Consider the following 18,159-nt stretch of genomic DNA (forward strand, 5'->3'; position numbering starts at 1 on the left):
CATGCGCTTCGACATCATCACGCTGTTCCCCGAGCTGTTCACGCCGTTTCTTGAAAGCGGCGTCACGCGCCGAGCCTATGCCTCGGGCCAGGTCGGCGTGCACCTGTGGAATCCGCGAGACCATGCCCAGGGCAACTACCGGCGCGTGGACGATCGCCCCTTTGGCGGCGGCCCCGGCATGGTGATGATGGCCGAGCCGCTGCAGCGCTGCCTGGAGGCGGCCCGGCAGGCGCGCCGCGAGGCCGGCGAGCCCGAGCCGGCTCCCGTGGTGCTGTTCTCGCCGATCGGCACCACGCTGCGCCATGCCGTGGTGGCCGACTGGGCGCAGGGGCAGGGCGCAATCTTGCTGTGCGGCCGCTACGAGGGCCTGGACCAGCGCTTCATCGATACCCATGTCACGCACCAGTTGAGCCTGGGCGACTTCGTTCTTTCTGGCGGCGAGATCGCTGCCATGGCCCTGCTGGATGCCGTCGCACGGCTGCAGCCCGGCGTGCTCAATGACGAAGGCAGTTTCCAGCAGGACAGCTTCAATCCGGCGCTCGACGGCCTGCTCGATTGCCCGCACTACACCCGCCCCGAAGTCTGGGAAGGGCGGGAAGTGCCGGCGCCACTGTTGTCCGGTCACCACGCGCAGATCGAGCGCTGGCGCCGCGACCAGCGCCTGTCCATCACGGCCAGGCACCGGCCCGAGCTGATAGAGCAGGCGCGCGCCCAGGGCCTGCTCAACGCCAAGGACGAGGGGTTTTTGGCAAAAAACGTCTCCGGGCTATAATCCGCGATTCTTCGATCCTCTATCCGGCCGCTGCTACGAACAAAGCAGCCATGGCGCCAATCCCGGCGCTTGCCAATCCTGGCGCGGACAAGATCGATTGGATGTTGACCATGAATCTGATCCAGATCCTCGAGCAAGAGGAAATCGCCCGTCTGAACAAGACCATCCCCCAGTTCGCCCCCGGTGACACCGTCATCGTGAGCGTGAACGTGGTCGAAGGCAGCCGCAAGCGCGTGCAGGCTTACGAAGGCGTGGTGATCGCCAAGCGCAACCGTGGCCTGAACAGCGGCTTCACCGTGCGCAAGATCTCCAGCGGTGAAGGCGTGGAGCGTACGTTCCAGACCTACTCGCCCCTGATCGCCGGCATCGAAGTCAAGCGTCGCGGTGATGTGCGTCGTGCCAAGCTGTACTACCTGCGCGAGCGCAGCGGCAAGTCGGCCCGCATCAAGGAAAAGCTGCCGTCGCGTGTCAAGGTTTCTGCCGAAGCCTAAGCACCTGCGTCACAGCTGGAAAGCCGCTACAGTCGCCTGTAGCGGCTTTTTTGTTGTCCGGCCGTCTTCCATCACAGCCCTTCATTCGTGTCCTCACAGCCCGATACCGCCATTCCCGTGCCGACCGGTGGCCCAGCGCCCGCAGCCGTGCCGTCGATCGCCGACCCGCGCATGGCGCAACTGATTGGCAAGGACAGCCACCTGCCTGCCGTGCCCCCCGAAGCCCGCACGCCCGAGGCCCTGCGCCAGCGCTTTGCGCTGCCGCCGCAGTGGGCTCCCGAGGTGGTGCGCGAGAAGCGCTTCAGCGATCGCCAGCCCACCGATGCCGCCGTGCTCGTGCCCATCGTGCTGCGCCCCGAACCCACGGTGCTGCTGACCGAGCGCACGGCCCACCTGTCCACGCATTCGGGGCAGGTGGCATTTCCGGGCGGCAAGCGCGATCCGGAGGATGCCTCTGCCCAGGCCACGGCCCTGCGCGAGGCGCATGAGGAAGTCGGACTGGCCGCCAGCGATGTGCAAGTGCTGGGCACGCTGCCCATCTACATCACGGGCACGGCCTTCCTGATCACGCCGGTGGTGGCCCTGGTCGATCCCCGGGCGCACCTCAATCCCAATCCCTACGAAGTGGCGGATGTGTTCGAGGTGCCGCTGGCCTTCCTGCTCGATCCTGCCAACCATGAGCGCCACTCCATGGTCTGGAACGGCGTGCCGCGCGAATGGTTTGCCATGCCCTACCAGGATGGCGATCGCCAGCGCTACATCTGGGGCGCCACAGCCGGCATGCTGCGAAATCTTTACCGATTCCTGTCGGCCTGATGCCCGGAACGGGGGCTGCGCCACCCCGGGGTCACTGACCTGTCTGCATGCGCCAGTATGATGGCCGGATGAGTTTCTTTGCCATTCTGATCGCCTTGCTGATCGAGCAGGCGCGCCCCTTGACGCCGGCCAATCTCGTGCACACAGGCTACAGGGCCTGGACGGTTTCGGTGCGCCGCAACTTCGATGCCGGCCAGGCACACCATGGCTGGCTGGCCTGGACCGTGGCGGTGGCACTGCCGTGTGTGCTGGTGATGGGCATCTATCTGCTGCTGCTGTGGGGTGTGGGCTGGCCGCTGGCCATGGTCTGGAATGTGGCCGTTCTCTATGTGACGCTGGGCTTTCGCCAGTTCAGCCACCACTTCACACGCATCCGCGATGCGCTGGATGCAGGCGACGAGTATGCGGCGCGCGAGGCGCTCGCTCACTGGCAGCAGGTCGATGCCAGCGAGGTGCCGCGCAGCGAGGTCGTGCGCCATGTAATCGAGTACTCGGTGCTGGCCGCCCATCGCCATGTGTTTGGCGTTCTGTTCTGGTTCTCTGCGCTGGCAGCGCTGGGGCTGGGTCCGCTCGGCGCCGTGTTCTACCGCATGACGGAGCATCTGTCGCGCTCCTGGTCGCGCAAGGGCCTGGTGGGGGGCACCCAGGTCAGTCCCCAGTTGCAGCACACCTCCCGGCTGGCCTGGACCGTGATCGACTGGTTGCCTGCACGGTTGACGGCGCTGTCCTTTGCCGTGGTCGGCAGCTTCGAGGAGGCCATCGAGGGCTGGCGCTTCCATGCCCAGCGCTTTCCCAACGACAACGATGGCGTGATCCTGGCCGCCACCTCTGGTGCCATCAACGTGCGCCTGGGCGGCGAGGCGCTCAAGCGCCGCGAAGGCATCTCGGTGACGCGCGACGATGGCGAGGAGATCGATCTCGATGTGGACAGCGAAGCCACGCCGGGCCGAGAGCCCGAGATCGGCCATCTGCGCAGCGTGGTCGGCCTGGTCTGGCGCTCGGTCGTTGTCTGGCTGCTGCTGCTGGCCCTGCTGTCGCTGGCGCGTTTGCTGGGCTGATCGCTGCGCCGCAGGAGGCGAAGCCCTGCCTGTCTTGCCAGGCAGCAGCCCGCCCTTCCTGATGCAGCCGGGTCGTTGTTTTGAGGAGCTCAGTACTTGTGCGCCTGGCTCAATTCATCGAACAGTTCGGCGTAGATGTAGTACCGGTTGGCGCTGATGTCGTGGTCGGCATCCATTCCGGTTTCCTCGTCTTCCACGCGCGGCATGACGGCGCAGCCCGGCTCGTGCAGGTGGGTGCAGTTGTAGAACTTGCATTCCTGCGCATGGGCGCCGATGTCGGGCATGCAGCGGGGCAGGTCCGTGGGCTCTATGTGGCGCAGGCCGAATTCCTGGAAGCCCGGCGAGTCGATCAGCGCCGTGGTGCGCTCTTCGTCCATCCAGTACCAGCTGGTGGTGGTGGTCGTGTGCTTGCCGGAGTTCAGCGCCTGCGAGATCTCGTTGGTGGCCGCGCGCGCGCCGGGCACCAGCAGGTTGATCAAGGTGCTTTTGCCCGAGCCGGACGGGCCCAGGACCAAGGTGGCCTTGCCCTTGAGGTGTTGCATCAGCAATTGCCGGTCGGCCTCGCCTTCGTTGGCCAGCGACAGCGACAGCACCTCGTAGTGCGGCGTTTCCTGGCCCAGGTACATCTCGCGATAGGGCTTCAGGCGCTCCCAGGCATCGGCGAAGGGTTCGGCCAGATCGCGCTTGTTCAGGGCGATCAGGGGCTTGATGTGGGTGGCTTCGGCGGTGATGAGGGCACGGGCCAGCTGGCTTTCGGAGAACACCGGCTCGGCCGCGATCAGGATCAGCACCTGGTCGATGTTGGCCGCAAAGGACTTGGTGCGTATCTCGTCCTGGCGGTAGAACAGGTTGCGCCGTTCCAGCACCTTCTCTATGGTGCCCTCCTCGCCCTGGCCGGCGGGTGGCAATTGCCAGCGCACGCGGTCGCCGACCACGGTCTGGCTCTTCTTGCCGCGCGGATGGCAGATGTGGCGTGCGCCTTCTTCGGTCTCGACCACGCAGTGGCGGCCATGGCTGGAGACGACCAGACCTTCTCGCAATGCGGAGCGCTCAGCCATGGGATGCCGGGGTGGGATTCATGGACGCTCCAGCAGCGCATCGATGCGGCGGGCGCACTCGATGTCGGTGGACGAGATGCCGTTCACGTCATGCGTGTTCAGGCGCACACCGCAACGGCCGTAGCTCACGGTCAGGTCGGGGTGGTGGTCCTGCTGGTGGGCGATCAGGGCCAGCGCGTTCACGAAGGCCATGGTCTCGTAGTAATTGGCAAAGGCGTAGCTCTTGGCGATGGCATCGCCATCGAGCTGCCACCCCGGCAGGGCCGCCAGTGCGGTGCGCAATTCGTCCGGCGTCAGCGCGCGGCGCTGCTGCGTGGACCAGTCCTGTTGTTGCAAGCGTTGTGTGCTCATGGTGGATGTGAAAGGTTCAGGTCGGAGAAGGCATGCGCGCCAGCCGGGCGAGGGCGGGCGGATGCGAGTAGTAAAAGCCCACGTACCAGGGATCGGGCGTGAGCGTTGACGCATTGTCCTCGTACAGCTTGAGCAGTGCCGAGGCCAGATGGGCGCCGCTGGCCTGTTGCATGGCATAGGCATCGGCTTCGAACTCGTCGCGGCGCGACAGGGCCGAGAACAGCGGGGTGACGAAGAAGCTGAACACCGGCACGGCCAGCAGGAACAGCAGCAGTGCCACGGCCTCGTTGCCGGCGCCTATCCCGCCATGGCCCAGCGCAAGGTCCAGACCCGGGCGCACGCCCAGGCCCAGGTAGAACCACAGCTGCTGCGACAGCCAGCCCAGCAGTGCGAAGCCGGCCAGGCTGGCGGCGAACATCAGCAGCATGCGCTTGAGGATGTGGCGGTGCTTGAAGTGGCCCAGCTCGTGCGCGAGCACGGCCTCCACCTCGTCGGCGTCGAGCTGCTTGAGCAAGGTGTCGAAGAACACCACGCGCTTGGAATGGCCGAAGCCCGTGAAATAGGCATTGGCATGGGCCGAGCGGCGGCTGCCGTCCATCACGAACAGGCCTTTGGCCGTGAAGCCGCAGCGCTGCATCAGCGCGCTAACGCGCTCCTTGAGCGTGCCCTCGGCCAGGGGTTCGAACTTGTTGAACAGCGGTGCGATGAAGGTCGGGAAGATCCACATCAGCAGCAGGTTGAACGCCGTCCACACGGCCCAGGCCCACAGCCACCACAGGTCGCCGGCCGATCCCATGAGCCACAGGATCAGGGCCGCCAGTGGAAGGCCGATGGCCGTGCCCATGGCGGTGGACTTGATGGCATCGGTCAGCCACAGCCGCAGCGTCATCTGGTTGAATCCAAAGCGCTGCTCCAGCACAAAGGTCTGGTAGAGCGACAGCGGCAGCTCCACCAGTGCGGAGATCAGGGCAAAGCCGGCCAGCAGTGCCAGTTGCTGCCACAGGCCGGGGCCCATCAGTTCCAGCAGCCACTGGTTGAGCGCGTCGAGCCCGCCCAGCAGCGTCCATGCGAGCAGCACCACGGCGCCCAGCGTCATCTCGATCAGGGCGATGCGGGCCTTGGCCAGCGTGTAGTCGGCGGCCTTCTGATGGGCCGCGAGGCTGATGCGTTGCGCAAAGGCCTCAGGCACCTCGGACCGATGGCGTGCCACATGGCGGACCTGGCGCGAGGCCAGCCAGGCGCGCAGCAGCCACTGGGCCAGCACGGCGGCGGCAAACAGCAGGGACAGCGTCGAGGAAAAATCGGGGTTGAAGGCCATGTGGCCGCAGTGTAGGCGACAATTTGGGCCATGTCCGAAGCCTCCGAAGCCGCCAGCGCTTGCATTCCCGTCCCCGCCGAACCCGGCACGTCCATCACCCTGGCCAAATCCGATCTCAACCTTGTCTGGCTCGACTGCGAGATGACCGGGCTGCAGCCCGATACCGATCGCATCATCGAGATCGCCGTGGTCGTCACCAGTCCGGACCTGGCCATTCGCATCGAAGGGCCGGTATTTGCCATCCATCAGGCAGATGCGCTGCTCGATGGCATGGATGCCTGGAACAAGGGCACGCACGGCAGGAGCGGCCTGATCGATCGCGTCAAGGCATCGACCACCAGCGAGGCCGATGCGGAGGCTGCGCTGATCAAGTTCCTCTCGCAGTACGTTCCCAAGGCCAAGGCCCCGCTGTGCGGCAACAGCATCGGGCAGGACAGGCGCTTCATGGAGCGCTACATGCCCAGGCTCAACAACTTCTTCCACTACCGCAATGTCGATGTCAGCACCCTCAAGGAACTGGCCAGGCGCTGGAAGCCCGACGCCTATGCCTCCTTCAAGAAGGCCCAGCGCCACACGGCACTGGCCGATGTGCACGAGTCCATCGATGAACTGGCGCACTACCGCGCGCGCCTGCTGAACGTCTGAATCTGGCGGTCCCGGCCATTTTTTGTGCCAGGGGCTTGCGGGAAAACCCGGGGAGTGCGACAATCTCCAGCTTGCCCCCATCAACAAGGGGCAATTTGCACATCTCCATCACACAAGGGCCCCCTGCGCTGTGTGTCTGCGGTCGGTGTCCATAGACCACCATGAAGGCTTTCATGGATGGCGGGACCATCGGTTTCGGACCAGCCGAAAATGCCCATCCGCCCTTTTGCGAAGGGCCGGTTAAGTCTGACGGTGGATGTTGACCCAACCGTCGAGAAAAGCGTGCCAGATCGCTGACTGCGCGTGCTTTTCGTTAGAGCCATTCATGAACGATATCTCTCAAGAGCAGGGCATCATTGCCGCTGCCGATTCTTCTTTTGCTTCCGCCGCTGAAGCATCTTCCGTGCTGAACGCCGCCGTTGCCAGCGCCGAGCAGGCCGCCGAATCCCTGGCCGCCGCCGAAGTCGTGGAAATCGCCGAAATCGCCGAAGGCGCCGAGGCCGTTGAAGCAGCCCCCGAACTGCCCAATGCCTTCATCGAGCTGGGCCTGGCTGAAGAGCTGGTCCGCGCCGTTGCCGATCTGGGCTACACCCAGCCCACGGCCGTGCAGGCGCAAGCCATTCCCCTGGCCATGGGCAGTGATGACCAGGCCTTCATCGACCTGATGGTGTCCAGCCAGACCGGCTCGGGCAAGACCGCAGCCTTCCTGCTGCCCGTGCTGCACACGCTGATCCAGCAAAAGGCCGACGAAGAAGCCGCCATCCGCGCCGAATATGACCGCCAGTGCGCCGAAGCAACGGCCAGCGGCCAGCCCACGCCCAAGCGCAACAAGCGCAAGGACCCCACGAATCCCCGCAACTTCAAGGCAGCCGTTCCCGGCGCCCTGATCCTGTGCCCCACGCGCGAGCTGGCACAGCAGGTGGCGCATGACGCCATCGAGCTGGTCAAGCACTGCCGCGGCATCCGCATCGCCAACGTGGTGGGCGGCATGCCCTACCAGCTGCAGATCGCCAAGCTGCAGAACGCCAACCTCGTGGTGGCCACTCCCGGCCGTCTGCTGGACCTGCAGCGCTCGATGCAGATCAAGCTCGACCAGGTTCAGTTCCTGGTGGTGGACGAAGCCGACCGCATGCTGGACCTGGGCTTCTCGGACGATCTGGCCGAAGTCAACGACCTGACGGCACAGCGCAAGCAGACCATGATGTTCAGCGCCACCTTCGCGCCCCGCATCCAGCAACTGGCCATGCGCGTGATGCATGACGGCGGCTCCGGCGTGAAGAAGGTCACCATCGACACGCCCCAGGAAAAGCACGCCAGCATCAAGCAAGTGCTGTTCTGGGCCGACAACTCCCAGCACAAGCGCAAGCTGCTGGACCACTGGCTGCGCGACACCACGATCAACCAGGCCATCGTTTTCGCATCGACCCAGGTCGAGTGCGACGGCCTGGCCAATGACCTGCAGCAAGACGGCTTCTCCGCCGTGGCACTGCACGGCGCCCTGAGCCAGGGCCTGCGCAACCGCCGCCTGATGGCGCTGCGCAGCGGTCAGGTGCAGGTGCTGGTGGCTACCGATGTGGCGGCGCGCGGCATTGACGTGCCCACCATCACCCACGTCTTCAACTACGGCCTGCCCATGAAGGCGGAGGACTACACCCACCGCATCGGCCGCACGGGCCGTGCCGGTCGCGAAGGTGTGGCCGTCACGTTCGCGGAATTCCGTGACCGTCGTCGCATTTTCGATATCGAGGCCTACAGCCGCCAGCAATTCAAGGCCGAAGTGATTCCTGGCCTGGAACCTGCACAGCGCGCCCCCAGCAGCAACGAAGGCCGTGGCGGCCGTCGTGGCGGCGGCGGTTTTGAAAGCCGTGGCGGCGATCGCCGCGGCGCCGGCGGCGGTGGCCGTGGCGGTTTCGGTGGTGATCGTGGCTTTGGCGGCGATCGCGAGCGCAGCTTCGGTGATCGCGGTGGCGATCGTGGCTTCGGCGCACGCCGTGATTCCGAAGGCTATGGCCGCAAGGCTGGCTTCGGTGGCTTCGGCGGTGGCCAGCGCGAAGGCGGCTTCGGCCAGGGCCAAGGTCAGCGCGAAGGCGGCTACAGCCAGGCTCCGCGTGAAGGCGGCTACAGCCAGGCCCCGCGCGAAGGCGGCTTTGGCCGTGGCGGTGAAGGCCGTGGCTTCAGCGGCGACCGCGGCGCTCCGCGTGGCGGCGATCGCCGTGACGGCGCTCCCCGCGAAGGCGGCTTCCGTGGTGCATCCGGCGAGTCGCGCGGCTTTGGCGGCGGCGAATCCCGTGGCGGCTTCGGCGGCGGCGAGCGCCGTCCTGCCTTCGGCAAGAGCGCTCCCAAGCCTTACTCGCCCCAGGGCGGTGATCGCAAGCGCGTCGTGCGCTGATCGATCTCGGCATTGCATGCAGACCGGCCCTTCGGGGCCGGTTTTTTTTCGGCCATCTGCGTCCTCGCGTGGTGCGGCCTGCCCTTGATGGTGCAGAACCTGCTGTCTGGCGGGCTCTGTGACTGCCATAATCGCGGCGCGGAGGTGCCCTGTGGAGTCTTTGATCGCGTCCAGTGTGGATTTTGAACACATGTTCGAGCTGGCCCCCGTCTCGCTATGGCTGGAGGACTACAGCGCGCTCAAGCAGTTGCTAGACCAGTGGCGTGCACAGGGCGTGACCGATCTGCAGGCACATTTCCTCGCCCACCCCCAGGCACTGCAGCAGTGCAGCGCGGCGCTCAAGGTGGTGCGCGTCAACCAGCGCACGCTGGACCTGTTCGGCGCCAGTGACCAGCAGACCTTTCTTGCCAGCCTGGGCCAGGTGTTCCGCGATGACATGCATGCGGGCTTGGCCTGCGAGCTGGAGGATCTTTGGCAGGGCTCTCTGAGCTTTGCCAACCGCACCGCCAACTACACGCTGGACGGGCGGCGGCTCGATGTGCAGATCCGTGGCCGCATCCTGCCCGGCCATGAAAATCTCTGGGACTGCGTGCTGGTGTCGCTGGAAGACGTGACGGCCGAGATGCGCAGCGCGCGCCAGCTGCACCGCAGCGAACAGTACTCGCGCGACCTGTTCGAGTACTCGCCCGTATCGCTGTGGGTCGAGGATTTCAGCGCCATCAAGCGCCTGCTCGACGATGTGCGCGCCCAGGGCATCAGCGACTTCGCCACCTTCCTCAAGGTGCACCCGGAATTCGTCTCGCGCTGCATGCAGGAGATTCGCGTCGTGGACGTGAACCGCCAGACGCTGCGCATGTTCGGCGCCACCGACAAGCTGCAACTGCTGAGCCGGCTGGGCCGCATCTTCCGCGACGAGATGATCGACTCCTTTGCCGATCAGCTGCAGGACCTGTGGAGCGGCAAGCTCGTGCAGCACCGCGAAGTGGTGAACTACGCCCTGTCAGGCGACGCGCTGCACATCCACATGCAGCTGGCCGTGCTCGATGGCCATGCCGACGACTGGGGGCTGGTGCTGCTGTCGCTGGTGGACATCACGGCGCGCAAGAAGGCCGAGGCCTACCTCGAATACCTGGGCAAGCACGATGTGCTGACCCAGTTGCGCAATCGCGCCTTCTATATCGAGGAACTCAATCGCCTGGCGCGCAAGGGGCCCTGGCCGCTGGCGGTGATTGCCATCGACATGAATGGCCTCAAGGAGGCCAATGACGAGCATGGCCATGCCGCAGGCGACGACATGCTGCGCCGCGTGGGCGAAGTGCTGACCAAGGCCGTGGATGCGCCTGCCTGCGCGGCGCGCATAGGCGGCGACGAATTCATGGTGCTTTTGCCGGCTTCGGACGAGCGCGGCGCCGAGGCGATCAAGGAGCGCATCCTCTCGCTGCTGGAGCTCAACAACCAGTTCTATCCGGGCCAGGCGGTCAGCCTGTCCATGGGCGTGGCCTGCTGCGATTCGGGCAGCCAGGTCGAGGCCACCGTCTCGCGCGCCGACCAGGCCATGTATGCCGAAAAGGCGCGCTACTACAAGGAAAGAATGCTGGACCGCCGCGCGGGCGGCGCTTAGCGGTCTTGCCCCGCAGTGCCTGTCAGGCCTCCGAGGCGTGCCGCCCGATTTCGGGCCAGCGGTGGTGCAGGTAGATCCAGGACGCCAGCCCGATCAGCATCATGCTGATCGAGCCCAGGGCCAGCAGCACGGTCGAATGCATCACCAGCGGTGCAATCATGCCGGCCACGATGCCATTGGCCGTGGAGCCGACCACGGCCTGCAGCGATGAGGCCAGGCCGCGCCGCTCCGGGTGGATGTCCAGCACCAGCAGCGTGACCACGGGCACCATCATGGCCCAGCCGAAGGCGAACACGCCCACGGGAATCAGCGCCCAGCTCACGTGGGCAGGCCAGATCAGGTTGGCGACCAGGTTGATGATGGACACGACGAACATGATCAGAAAGCCATGGCGGATCTGGTGCTTGGGCGGAATGCGCCCGGCCAGGCGGCCGCTCACCCAGGCGCCGCCCATGATTCCCGAGATCGAGATCACGAAGAACCAGAAGAACTGCTGCGGCTGCAGGTGCAGCAGATCGCCCAGGAAGGCGGGCGCCGACAGCACATACAGAAACATGCCGTTGAACGGCACGCCGCTGGCAAAGGCCAGCAGCACGAAGCGCGGATCGCTGCACAGCTCCTTGTAGCCCTGCATCAGAGGCTTGAAGCGGAAGGGCTGGCGCTGCGCTTCGGGCAGGGATTCCGGCAGGAATCGCCAGTTGATGCCCCACAGCAGCACGCCCACCAGGGTCAGGAACCAGAACACTGCCGCCCAGCCCAGGTGTATGAACAGCCACCCGCCCATCACCGGGGCCAGGGCTGGCGCGATGCCAAAGAAGATGGTGATCTGCGCCATCACGCGCTGGGCCTGGGCAGGTGGAAACAGGTCGCGCACCACGGCGCGCGACACCACGATGCCGGCACCCGTGGACAGGCCTTGCAACGCGCGGAACAGCACCAGCTGCGTGATGTTCTGCGACAGCGCGCAGCCTGCCGATGCCAGCGTGAACACGGCCAGTCCCCACAGCACCACGGGGCGGCGGCCGAAACTGTCGGCCAGGGCGCCGTGGAAAAGGTTCATGAAGGCAAAGCCGAACAGATAGGCCGACAGCGTCTGCTGCATCTGCAGCGGCGTGGCGTTCAGGGCCTGTGCGATGCCGGAGAAGGCGGGGATGTAGGTGTCGATCGAGAACGGCCCCAGCATGCCGAGGATGGCAAGCAGGACGGCCAGGGCCCAGCGCGGGCCCTGCCATAGCGGGGAAACATTTTGTGGCATGCAGGCGAGGCGGTTGTGCGTTGCGGGCGGCCGCAGGCGCAGGAAAAGGCCGCGCGCACTTGCGCCTGCGGCAGGGTGACACTGTAGCGGCTTGGCTGGAATCCGGTGTGACGGATGGCTTGGCGAATGATCTGGGCGATGGAGTGGATTGATAGTTTGTATCTAAATGATATAAATATCGATAGAATTTATCTTTTGCGCCGGCATGCAGGGGTTCGCCGTGGGGTGGAGGGCATGGTCCAAGGCGCTTTCGCCAAGGATCTTCCATGACTGTTTCTCGCCGCACGTTGATATCGGGTCTGGCTACGGCCGCGTTGCAACTGACTGCCGCAGCGGCCTGGTCCAAGGGCCGCCGACTGCAGCTCTCGGCGGCCTATGGCGATGGCATCTTTCACACGCAGAACCTGCGCAGCTTTGCGGCACGCGTGGGTGCCGACACCCGGCAATCGCTGGAGATCGAGGTGATGTCCAACTCGGCGCTCAAGCCCATGGCGCAGGTGCTGCCTGCGCTCAGGCGCAATGACATCCAGTTTGGCGAAGTGCTGATGTCGTCCTGTGCGGATATCCATCCGCTGCTGGCCATGGACTCGTTGCCTTTCATGGTGCGTGGCTTTGACGAGGCTGCGCGCCTGTGGCAACTGACCCGTCCCGTGCTGCAGGAGTTCTTGCTGGCCCAGCAGGGCGTGCGGCTGCTGTTTGCCGTGCCTTGGCCGGCGCAGGGCCTGTTCTGCCGGCGTCCGGTCAACAGCATCGTGGATCTCAAGGGCCTGAAGCTGCGCGTGCAAAGCGATGCGACCAAGCGGCTGGCTGAACTCTGGGGTGCTCAGCCGGTGGTGATTGGCGCGGGTGATCTCGGTACGGTGCTGGAGCAGGGGAGTCTCGACGCCATGATCTCGTCCAGCACCACGGGTGCCGATAGCCAGGCCTGGAAGACCATGAAGGTGTTTCTGGACATCAAGGCCTGGATTCCCAAGAACATGTTGTGCGTCAGCGAACTCGCCTGGAAGGGGTTTGCCGAGCCCGAACGCCAGGCCATCAGCCGCGCCGCCGTGCTGGCCGAGAAGGAAGGCTGGGCGCTGGCCCAGCAGGCTGATGAGCTGGGCAAGAAGGTTCTTGTCGACAACAAGATGTCCGTGGCCGCGCCATCGGCGGACCTGCGCCGCATGCTGGACTTGATGGGCGAGCGCTTTGGCCGGGAGTGGGTGGCCAAGGCGGGCAGCAGCAATATGTCTGTGCTGATGGAATACAACAAGAAAAGGCACTGAGCGCCGTCGCGCCGAGTGCCTTGTTCCGGGTATTGATGGTGGGCCCTGAGTGATTCGAACACTCGACCAACGGATTAAGAGTCCGCTGCTCTACCAGCTGAGCTAAGAGCCCACGTATTCCTGCGTGGATGCCTGATGGAATCAGGCAAAAAAATTCTTGGTGGGCCCTGAGTGATTCGAACACTCGACCAACGGATTAAGAGTCCGCTGCTCTACCAGCTGAGCTAAGAGCCCCCTCGGATATTCCGAAGGAATCAGCCTGGACGGATCCAGGCTGAAAAGGAATTTTTGGTGGGCCCTGAGTGATTCGAACACTCGACCAACGGATTAAGAGTCCGCTGCTCTACCAGCTGAGCTAAGAGCCCCAAAACAAGTCTGCGCTGCAAACGAGACCGCAATTATGCGGCATTTTTTGTGCGCTTGCAGGAAGAAGCGCCAAATTTTTAGTTCATGGCGTGGCGGCGCTGAGCCGGGCCCGCCTGCCACCCTGTGTGCCGCCGCAAAAAAGGCGGCCGAGGCCGCCTTTGGGTGCTGGCGCGCAGTGCGCCTACATCAGCAGATGTTCGCCTGCGTTGTCACCACCCAGGATCACGTAGTTGACCTTGCGGATGTCCATCAACTTCTTGCCGCCGGAGTAGCTGATCGAGCTTTGCACGTCCTGCTCCATCTCGATCAGGGTGTTGGCCAGAGGGCCCTTGACGGGTTCGAGGATGCGCTTGCCCTCCACGTGCTTGTACTCGCCCTTGTTGAAGTCCGAGGCCGAGCCGTAGTACTCCTTGAAGCGCTGGCCGTTTTCCTCGACGGTCTGGCCTGGCGATTCCTCGTGGCCCGCGAACAGCGAGCCGATCATCACCATGGTGGCGCCAAAGCGCACGCTCTTGGCGATGTCGCCGTGGCTGCGGATGCCGCCATCGGCAATGATGGGCTTGGTCGCCACGCGCGCGCACCACTTGAGCGCCGACAGCTGCCAGCCGCCCGTGCCAAAGCCCGTCTTGAGCTTGGTGATGCAGACCTTGCCGGGGCCGATGCCTACCTTGGTGGCGTCAGCGCCCCAGTTCTCCAGGTCGATCACGGCTTCGGGCGTGCCCACGTTGCCGGCGATCACGAAGGACCTGGGCAGCTTTTCCTTGAGGTAGCCGATCATGTTCTTCACGCTGTCGGCATGGCCGTGGGCAATGTCGATGGTGATGTATTCGGGGCACAGGCCTTCGGCGACGAAGCGGTCCACCGTGTCGTAGTCGGGCTGCTTGACGCCCAGCGAAATGGAGGCGAAGCAGCCCTTGCCCTGCATCTCGCGCACGAACTGCACGTTGTCCAGGTCAAAGCGGTGCATCACATAGAAGTAGCCGTTCTGGGCAAGCCAGGTGCAGATGCTCTCATCCACCACCGTCTTCATGTTGGCCGGCACGGCCGGGATGCGGAAGGACCGACCGCCCAGCTCCACGCTGGCATCACACTCCGAGCGGCTTTCCACGCGGCACTTGCGCGGCAGCAGCAGGATGTTGTCGTAGTCGAAGATTTCCATTTGATTCCAAGCTCCATGAAAGGTCGCGGCAGGAACATCCCTCCGCGATGGGGCGCTTGGCTTGGAGGCCGGTCTTGCGGGCGGCGCGGGCGGGCCGCGTCGCCAGGGCGGCTGTGGCCCGGGCACAAAAAACCGGACCGCAAGAAACTTGGGCCCGGTGATTGATTCTATACGTTGCCGGCGGCGGGCCTGGGCTCCCTGTCGATATAGCGGTTATAGGGATGGCGTTATGGGCCTGCAAGGGCGCGCTGCGTGTGCCGATTGCGGGCCGATTGCGGGCCTATTGCGGGAAATGCGGCATCGGTTTCCCTGGGGAGCGAGCTGCTTTCTACAATGCCAGGATGTTTCCGATCGATCTGCTCGACGGCACCTCCGGTGCCGCGCCCGCCCCCAACTCCCCTTTGCTGGCCAACCTCAATGAGGAGCAGCTTGCTGCCGTCACGCTTCCGGCCGGCCACGCGCTGATTCTGGCCGGCGCGGGCTCGGGCAAGACGCGGGTGCTGACCACGCGCATCGCCTGGCTGCTGCAGACGGGCCAGGCCACGCCGGGCTCCATCCTGGCCGTGACCTTCACCAACAAGGCGGCCAAGGAGATGCTGGCCCGCCTGTCGGCCATGCTGCCCTACAACGTGCGCGGCATGTGGATAGGCACCTTCCACGGCCTGTGCAACCGGCTGCTGCGCGCCCACCACCAGGCGGCAGGGCTGTCGTCCACCTTCCAGATCCTGGACACGCAGGACCAGCTGTCGGCCGTCAAGCGCCTGTGCAAGCAGTTCAACGTGGACGACGAGCGCTTCCCGCCCAAGCAGCTGCAGTACTTCATTGCCGGCTGCAAGGAAGAGGGCATGCGCCCCGGCGACGTGGTGGCGAATGATCCCGATACGCGCAAGAAGGTCGAGATCTACCAGCTCTACGAGGAGCAGTGCCAGCGCGAGGGCGTGGTCGATTTCGGCGAGCTGATGCTGCGCTCCTACGAGCTGCTGCGCGACGACGCCGCGCTGCGCGCCCACTACCAGCGGCGCTTTCGCCACATCATGGTCGATGAGTTCCAGGACACCAACAAGCTGCAGTACCAGTGGCTCAAGCAGCTGGCGGGCGACATGGTGGATGGCCGCCTGCAGGCCACGGGCAGCGTGATCGCCGTGGGCGACGACGACCAGAGCATCTACGCCTTTCGCGGTGCGCGCGTGGGCAACATGCAGGACTTTGTGCGCGAGTTCGACGTGCGCCAGCAGATCAAGCTGGAGCAGAACTACCGTTCCTACAGCAATATCCTCGACTGCGCCAACGCGCTCATCAGCCACAACAGCCAGCGCCTGGGCAAGAACCTGCGCACCACCCAGGGCCCGGGCGAGCCCGTGCGCATCTACGAGGCGCCCACCGACATGGCCGAGGCGCAGTGGATGGTCGAGGAAATCCAGCAGCTCGTGAAAAAGGACGGCTGGCAGCGCCAGGAAATCGCCGTGCTCTACCGCAGCAATGCGCAAAGCCGGGTGATCGAATCGCAGCTGTTCAATGCCGCCATTGCCTACCGCGTGTACGGCGGGCTGCGCTTTTTCGAGCGCGCCGAAATCAAGCATGCGCTGGCCTACCTGCGCCTGCTGGACAACCCGCACGACGACACCAGCTTTCTGCGCGTGGTGAACTTCCCGCCGCGCGGCATAGGCGCGCGCAGCGTGGAGACGCTGCAGGATGCGGCGCGCAGCGCGGGCTGCTCGCTGCACGATGCCGTCTCGGCGGTGCCGGGCGCGCCGGGCACCAAGCTCGCAGGCTTTGTCGCCAAGATCGACGTGCTGCGCGAGCAGACCCAGGGCCGCACCCTGCGCGAGATCATCGAGGCCATCGAGGAAGAAAGCGGCCTGCTCGAGCACTACCGCAACGAAAAGGAAGGCGCCGACCGCATCGAGAACCTGCAGGAACTCGTGAACGCGGCCGAGAGCTTTGTCACCCAGGAAGGCTTTGGCCGCGATGCCGTGGCCCTGCCGCTGGACGAGCACGACGGCGCCAGGGCGCTGACGCAAAGCCCGGCCAGCCAGGGCCTGGACCCTGCGCTGCCGCTGCTGGACACGCCGCTCACGCCGCCGGCCGGCACCGTGGCCGGCATGGTCGATGCCGATACCGGCGAGACGCTGTCGCCGCTGGCTGCCTTCCTGACGCACGCGGCGCTGGAGGCCGGCGACAACCAGGCCCAGGCCGGCCAGGACGCCGTGCAACTGATGACCGTGCATGCCTCCAAGGGGCTGGAGTTCGATGCCGTCTTCATCGGCGGCGTGGAAGAGGGCCTGTTCCCGCACGAGAACGCCATGATGGACCGCGGCGGCCTGGAGGAAGAGCGCCGCCTGGCCTATGTGGCCATCACCCGCGCGCGCAAGCGCCTGTACCTGAGCCATTCGCAGACGCGCATGCTGCACGGGCAGACGCGCTACAACGTCAAGAGCCGCTTCTTCGACGAGCTGCCCGATGAGGCGCTCAAGTGGATCACCCCCAAGCAGGGCGGCTTTGGCAGCTACGCGCCCCGGCCCGGTGGCGGCGGTGGTGGTGGTGGCGGCTATGGTTCACGCGATCGCGGCGGCTTCGGCAACAAGGCCGAAGGCTGGCGCAGCGAGGTCTTCGCCAGCCCGCCCGTGCCGCCGCAAAAGGCCGCTCCGGGCCACGGCCTGCGCGTGGGCCTGGACGTGTTCCACAACAAGTTCGGCGAAGGCAAGGTGCTGGCCCTGGAGGGCACGGGCGACGACGCGCGCGCCCAGGTCAGCTTTGGGCGCCACGGCACGAAGTGGCTGGCGCTGTCCATTGCCAAGCTCACGGTCGTGGAGTGAGGCGCGCGCTGCCGCGCGCGGCGCTCAGGGCCTGACTTCGAAGCTCAGCGTCGTGGTGTGGCGCACGTCGGTGTATTTCTTGCCGTCCAGCGTGACCGAGCCGTTGTCCACGCGCGCCGTCACCTCCAGCACGTACAGGCCCGGGAAGTAGGGCTTGAAGCTCACCGTGCCGTCCTGCGATGGCGTGAGCGTGCGGTACCAGCCCTCGCCGGTCTGCACGTTGACCTGGCTGGCCGCGACCTTGCGGCCCTTGAACACCAGCTGGAACGTATCGCCGCCCGCCGTGGTCGGCACCAGCTCCAGGTCGTTCACGGCCTTGGTGTCGTTGCGGCCGAAACGGGCCTGGTAGTAGGTCAGCACGCCATTGGCGCCGGGGCGCGTGGCGGCGATGCGCACATCGCCCTGGCCTGCGTCCACGGTGAAATGACTGGCGTCGGCCTTCAGGGGAAGGCTCTTGCCGTCGGGCAGGACCTGCTTGGCATCTTCCAGGGCCGGCAGCTGTTCCAGCGGCTTGCGCAGTTCTCCGGCATAGGCCCGGGCCTGTCCTGCGTCCTGCTGCAGCCAGAGATAGTCGGCATGTGCGGCCGGCACTGCCAGGGCGGCAGCGGCTGCCAGCCATGCGCAGGCCGTGCTGCGAAGGATGCGGGAAGCTGGGTTCATGGAGTCTCTCCTGTGGTGTGGTTCTGCGTCCGCCAGCCGGGCCTTGAAGGCTGGGGTCCGGGCGGGGCTGAATGGGGCGCAATGCCCGGTGATGGGCCTCGCAGTGCATCAGAAATTAT

15 protein-coding genes and 3 tRNA genes are annotated in these 18,159 nt (G+C 65.4%); 9 read left to right on the forward strand and 9 right to left on the reverse strand.

Annotated elements, in window-relative coordinates:
- Position 1: 1 nt before the first annotated feature.
- The 4 genes from trmD (at position 2) to ACFPFG_RS25340 (ending at position 3,137) form a co-directional block, all read left to right on the forward strand.
- The gene (trmD, locus tag ACFPFG_RS25325; RefSeq protein WP_034364112.1) at positions 2-772 is read left to right on the forward strand and encodes a tRNA (guanosine(37)-N1)-methyltransferase TrmD; all 771 of its coding nucleotides are present in this window, start codon (positions 2-4) and stop codon (positions 770-772) included.
- Between the two features lie 110 nt (positions 773-882).
- A complete protein-coding gene (gene rplS, locus ACFPFG_RS25330; RefSeq protein ID WP_013800930.1) occupies positions 883-1,263 on the forward strand; it encodes a 50S ribosomal protein L19 in 381 nt (126 codons plus the stop codon).
- Between the two features lie 87 nt (positions 1,264-1,350).
- The gene (locus ACFPFG_RS25335; RefSeq protein ID WP_312372783.1) at positions 1,351-2,079 is read left to right on the forward strand and encodes a CoA pyrophosphatase; all 729 of its coding nucleotides are present in this window, start codon (positions 1,351-1,353) and stop codon (positions 2,077-2,079) included.
- Between the two features lie 68 nt (positions 2,080-2,147).
- The gene (locus ACFPFG_RS25340) at positions 2,148-3,137 is read left to right on the forward strand and encodes a CobD/CbiB family protein (RefSeq protein ID WP_183019925.1); all 990 of its coding nucleotides are present in this window, start codon (positions 2,148-2,150) and stop codon (positions 3,135-3,137) included.
- A gap of 89 nt (positions 3,138-3,226) precedes the next feature.
- On the opposite strand, the gene rsgA is transcribed toward ACFPFG_RS25340, so the two are convergent.
- Genes rsgA through ACFPFG_RS25355 form a run of 3 tightly spaced genes read right to left on the reverse strand, consistent with a single transcriptional unit; the run spans position 3,227 to position 5,864 of the window.
- Positions 3,227-4,195, reverse strand: a complete 969-nt coding sequence (rsgA, locus tag ACFPFG_RS25345) for a ribosome small subunit-dependent GTPase A (protein ID WP_183019924.1) — start codon at positions 4,193-4,195, stop codon at positions 3,227-3,229.
- An 18-nt stretch (positions 4,196-4,213) separates the two neighbouring features.
- Complete coding sequence (locus ACFPFG_RS25350) at positions 4,214-4,546, reverse strand: 4a-hydroxytetrahydrobiopterin dehydratase (protein ID WP_034396758.1); 333 nt, start codon at positions 4,544-4,546, stop codon at positions 4,214-4,216.
- A gap of 16 nt (positions 4,547-4,562) precedes the next feature.
- Positions 4,563-5,864, reverse strand: coding sequence for a M48 family metallopeptidase (locus tag ACFPFG_RS25355; protein WP_183019923.1), 1,302 nt, complete (start codon positions 5,862-5,864; stop codon positions 4,563-4,565).
- A gap of 30 nt (positions 5,865-5,894) precedes the next feature.
- Here ACFPFG_RS25355 and orn point away from each other — a divergent pair, with 30 nt between their 5' ends.
- The 3 genes from orn to ACFPFG_RS25370 all read left to right on the forward strand — a co-directional run bounded on the left by orn (position 5,895) and on the right by ACFPFG_RS25370 (position 10,519).
- Entirely contained in the window at positions 5,895-6,509 is a 615-nt protein-coding gene (gene orn, locus ACFPFG_RS25360) for an oligoribonuclease (RefSeq protein ID WP_312372789.1), read from the forward strand.
- A gap of 325 nt (positions 6,510-6,834) precedes the next feature.
- Positions 6,835-8,898, forward strand: a complete 2,064-nt coding sequence (locus tag ACFPFG_RS25365; protein ID WP_183019922.1) for a DEAD/DEAH box helicase — start codon at positions 6,835-6,837, stop codon at positions 8,896-8,898.
- Between the two features lie 151 nt (positions 8,899-9,049).
- Positions 9,050-10,519, forward strand: a complete 1,470-nt coding sequence (locus ACFPFG_RS25370) for a sensor domain-containing diguanylate cyclase (RefSeq protein WP_332259033.1) — start codon at positions 9,050-9,052, stop codon at positions 10,517-10,519.
- Positions 10,520-10,541: 22 nt separating this feature from the next.
- Here the strand turns inward: ACFPFG_RS25370 and ACFPFG_RS25375 are convergent, their stop codons facing one another.
- Complete coding sequence (locus tag ACFPFG_RS25375) at positions 10,542-11,774, reverse strand: multidrug effflux MFS transporter (protein WP_183019921.1); 1,233 nt, start codon at positions 11,772-11,774, stop codon at positions 10,542-10,544.
- Between the two features lie 266 nt (positions 11,775-12,040).
- On the opposite strand from ACFPFG_RS25375, the gene ACFPFG_RS25380 reads away from it, so the two are divergent.
- A complete protein-coding gene (locus tag ACFPFG_RS25380) occupies positions 12,041-13,039 on the forward strand; it encodes a TRAP transporter substrate-binding protein (RefSeq protein WP_197955318.1) in 999 nt (332 codons plus the stop codon).
- A gap of 36 nt (positions 13,040-13,075) precedes the next feature.
- Here the strand turns inward: ACFPFG_RS25380 and ACFPFG_RS25385 are convergent.
- From ACFPFG_RS25385 to ACFPFG_RS25400, 4 genes are all read right to left on the reverse strand, one after another.
- Positions 13,076-13,151, reverse strand: a tRNA-Lys gene (locus ACFPFG_RS25385).
- A gap of 46 nt (positions 13,152-13,197) precedes the next feature.
- Positions 13,198-13,273 (reverse strand) — tRNA-Lys (locus ACFPFG_RS25390).
- A 55-nt stretch (positions 13,274-13,328) separates the two neighbouring features.
- A tRNA-Lys gene (locus ACFPFG_RS25395) sits at positions 13,329-13,404 on the reverse strand.
- Positions 13,405-13,586: 182 nt separating this feature from the next.
- Complete coding sequence (locus tag ACFPFG_RS25400) at positions 13,587-14,564, reverse strand: GMP reductase (RefSeq protein ID WP_197955319.1); 978 nt, start codon at positions 14,562-14,564, stop codon at positions 13,587-13,589.
- Positions 14,565-14,905: 341 nt separating this feature from the next.
- Between ACFPFG_RS25400 and ACFPFG_RS25405 the strand changes: the two genes are divergently transcribed.
- A complete protein-coding gene (locus tag ACFPFG_RS25405; RefSeq protein WP_380108750.1) occupies positions 14,906-17,380 on the forward strand; it encodes a UvrD-helicase domain-containing protein in 2,475 nt (824 codons plus the stop codon).
- A gap of 24 nt (positions 17,381-17,404) precedes the next feature.
- Here ACFPFG_RS25405 and ACFPFG_RS25410 read toward each other — a convergent pair whose 3' ends face one another.
- Complete coding sequence (locus ACFPFG_RS25410; RefSeq protein ID WP_380108752.1) at positions 17,405-18,040, reverse strand: hypothetical protein; 636 nt, start codon at positions 18,038-18,040, stop codon at positions 17,405-17,407.
- Positions 18,041-18,159 lie beyond the last annotated feature (119 nt).

It is taken from the genome of Delftia deserti, from assembly GCF_042653485.1.
Classification (GTDB): domain Bacteria; phylum Pseudomonadota; class Gammaproteobacteria; order Burkholderiales; family Burkholderiaceae_C; genus Comamonas; species Comamonas acidovorans.

What these genes read in the sequence shown, in the direction of transcription:
- trmD (WP_034364112.1), top strand. Translation starts at nt 2, where the DNA reads ATGCGCTTCGACATCATCACGCTGTTCCCCGAGCTGTTCACGCCGTTT.
- rsgA (WP_183019924.1), bottom strand. Translation starts at nt 4,195, where the DNA reads ATGGCTGAGCGCTCCGCATTGCGAGAAGGTCTGGTCGTCTCCAGCCAT.
- ACFPFG_RS25400 (WP_197955319.1), bottom strand. Translation starts at nt 14,564, where the DNA reads ATGGAAATCTTCGACTACGACAACATCCTGCTGCTGCCGCGCAAGTGC.
- ACFPFG_RS25350 (WP_034396758.1), bottom strand. Translation starts at nt 4,546, where the DNA reads ATGAGCACACAACGCTTGCAACAACAGGACTGGTCCACGCAGCAGCGC.
- ACFPFG_RS25375 (WP_183019921.1), bottom strand. Translation starts at nt 11,774, where the DNA reads ATGCCACAAAATGTTTCCCCGCTATGGCAGGGCCCGCGCTGGGCCCTG.
- ACFPFG_RS25410 (WP_380108752.1), bottom strand. Translation starts at nt 18,040, where the DNA reads ATGAACCCAGCTTCCCGCATCCTTCGCAGCACGGCCTGCGCATGGCTG.
- rplS (WP_013800930.1), top strand. Translation starts at nt 883, where the DNA reads ATGAATCTGATCCAGATCCTCGAGCAAGAGGAAATCGCCCGTCTGAAC.
- ACFPFG_RS25340 (WP_183019925.1), top strand. Translation starts at nt 2,148, where the DNA reads ATGAGTTTCTTTGCCATTCTGATCGCCTTGCTGATCGAGCAGGCGCGC.
- ACFPFG_RS25405 (WP_380108750.1), top strand. Translation starts at nt 14,906, where the DNA reads ATGTTTCCGATCGATCTGCTCGACGGCACCTCCGGTGCCGCGCCCGCC.
- ACFPFG_RS25355 (WP_183019923.1), bottom strand. Translation starts at nt 5,864, where the DNA reads ATGGCCTTCAACCCCGATTTTTCCTCGACGCTGTCCCTGCTGTTTGCC.
- orn (WP_312372789.1), top strand. Translation starts at nt 5,895, where the DNA reads ATGTCCGAAGCCTCCGAAGCCGCCAGCGCTTGCATTCCCGTCCCCGCC.
- ACFPFG_RS25365 (WP_183019922.1), top strand. Translation starts at nt 6,835, where the DNA reads ATGAACGATATCTCTCAAGAGCAGGGCATCATTGCCGCTGCCGATTCT.
- ACFPFG_RS25380 (WP_197955318.1), top strand. Translation starts at nt 12,041, where the DNA reads ATGACTGTTTCTCGCCGCACGTTGATATCGGGTCTGGCTACGGCCGCG.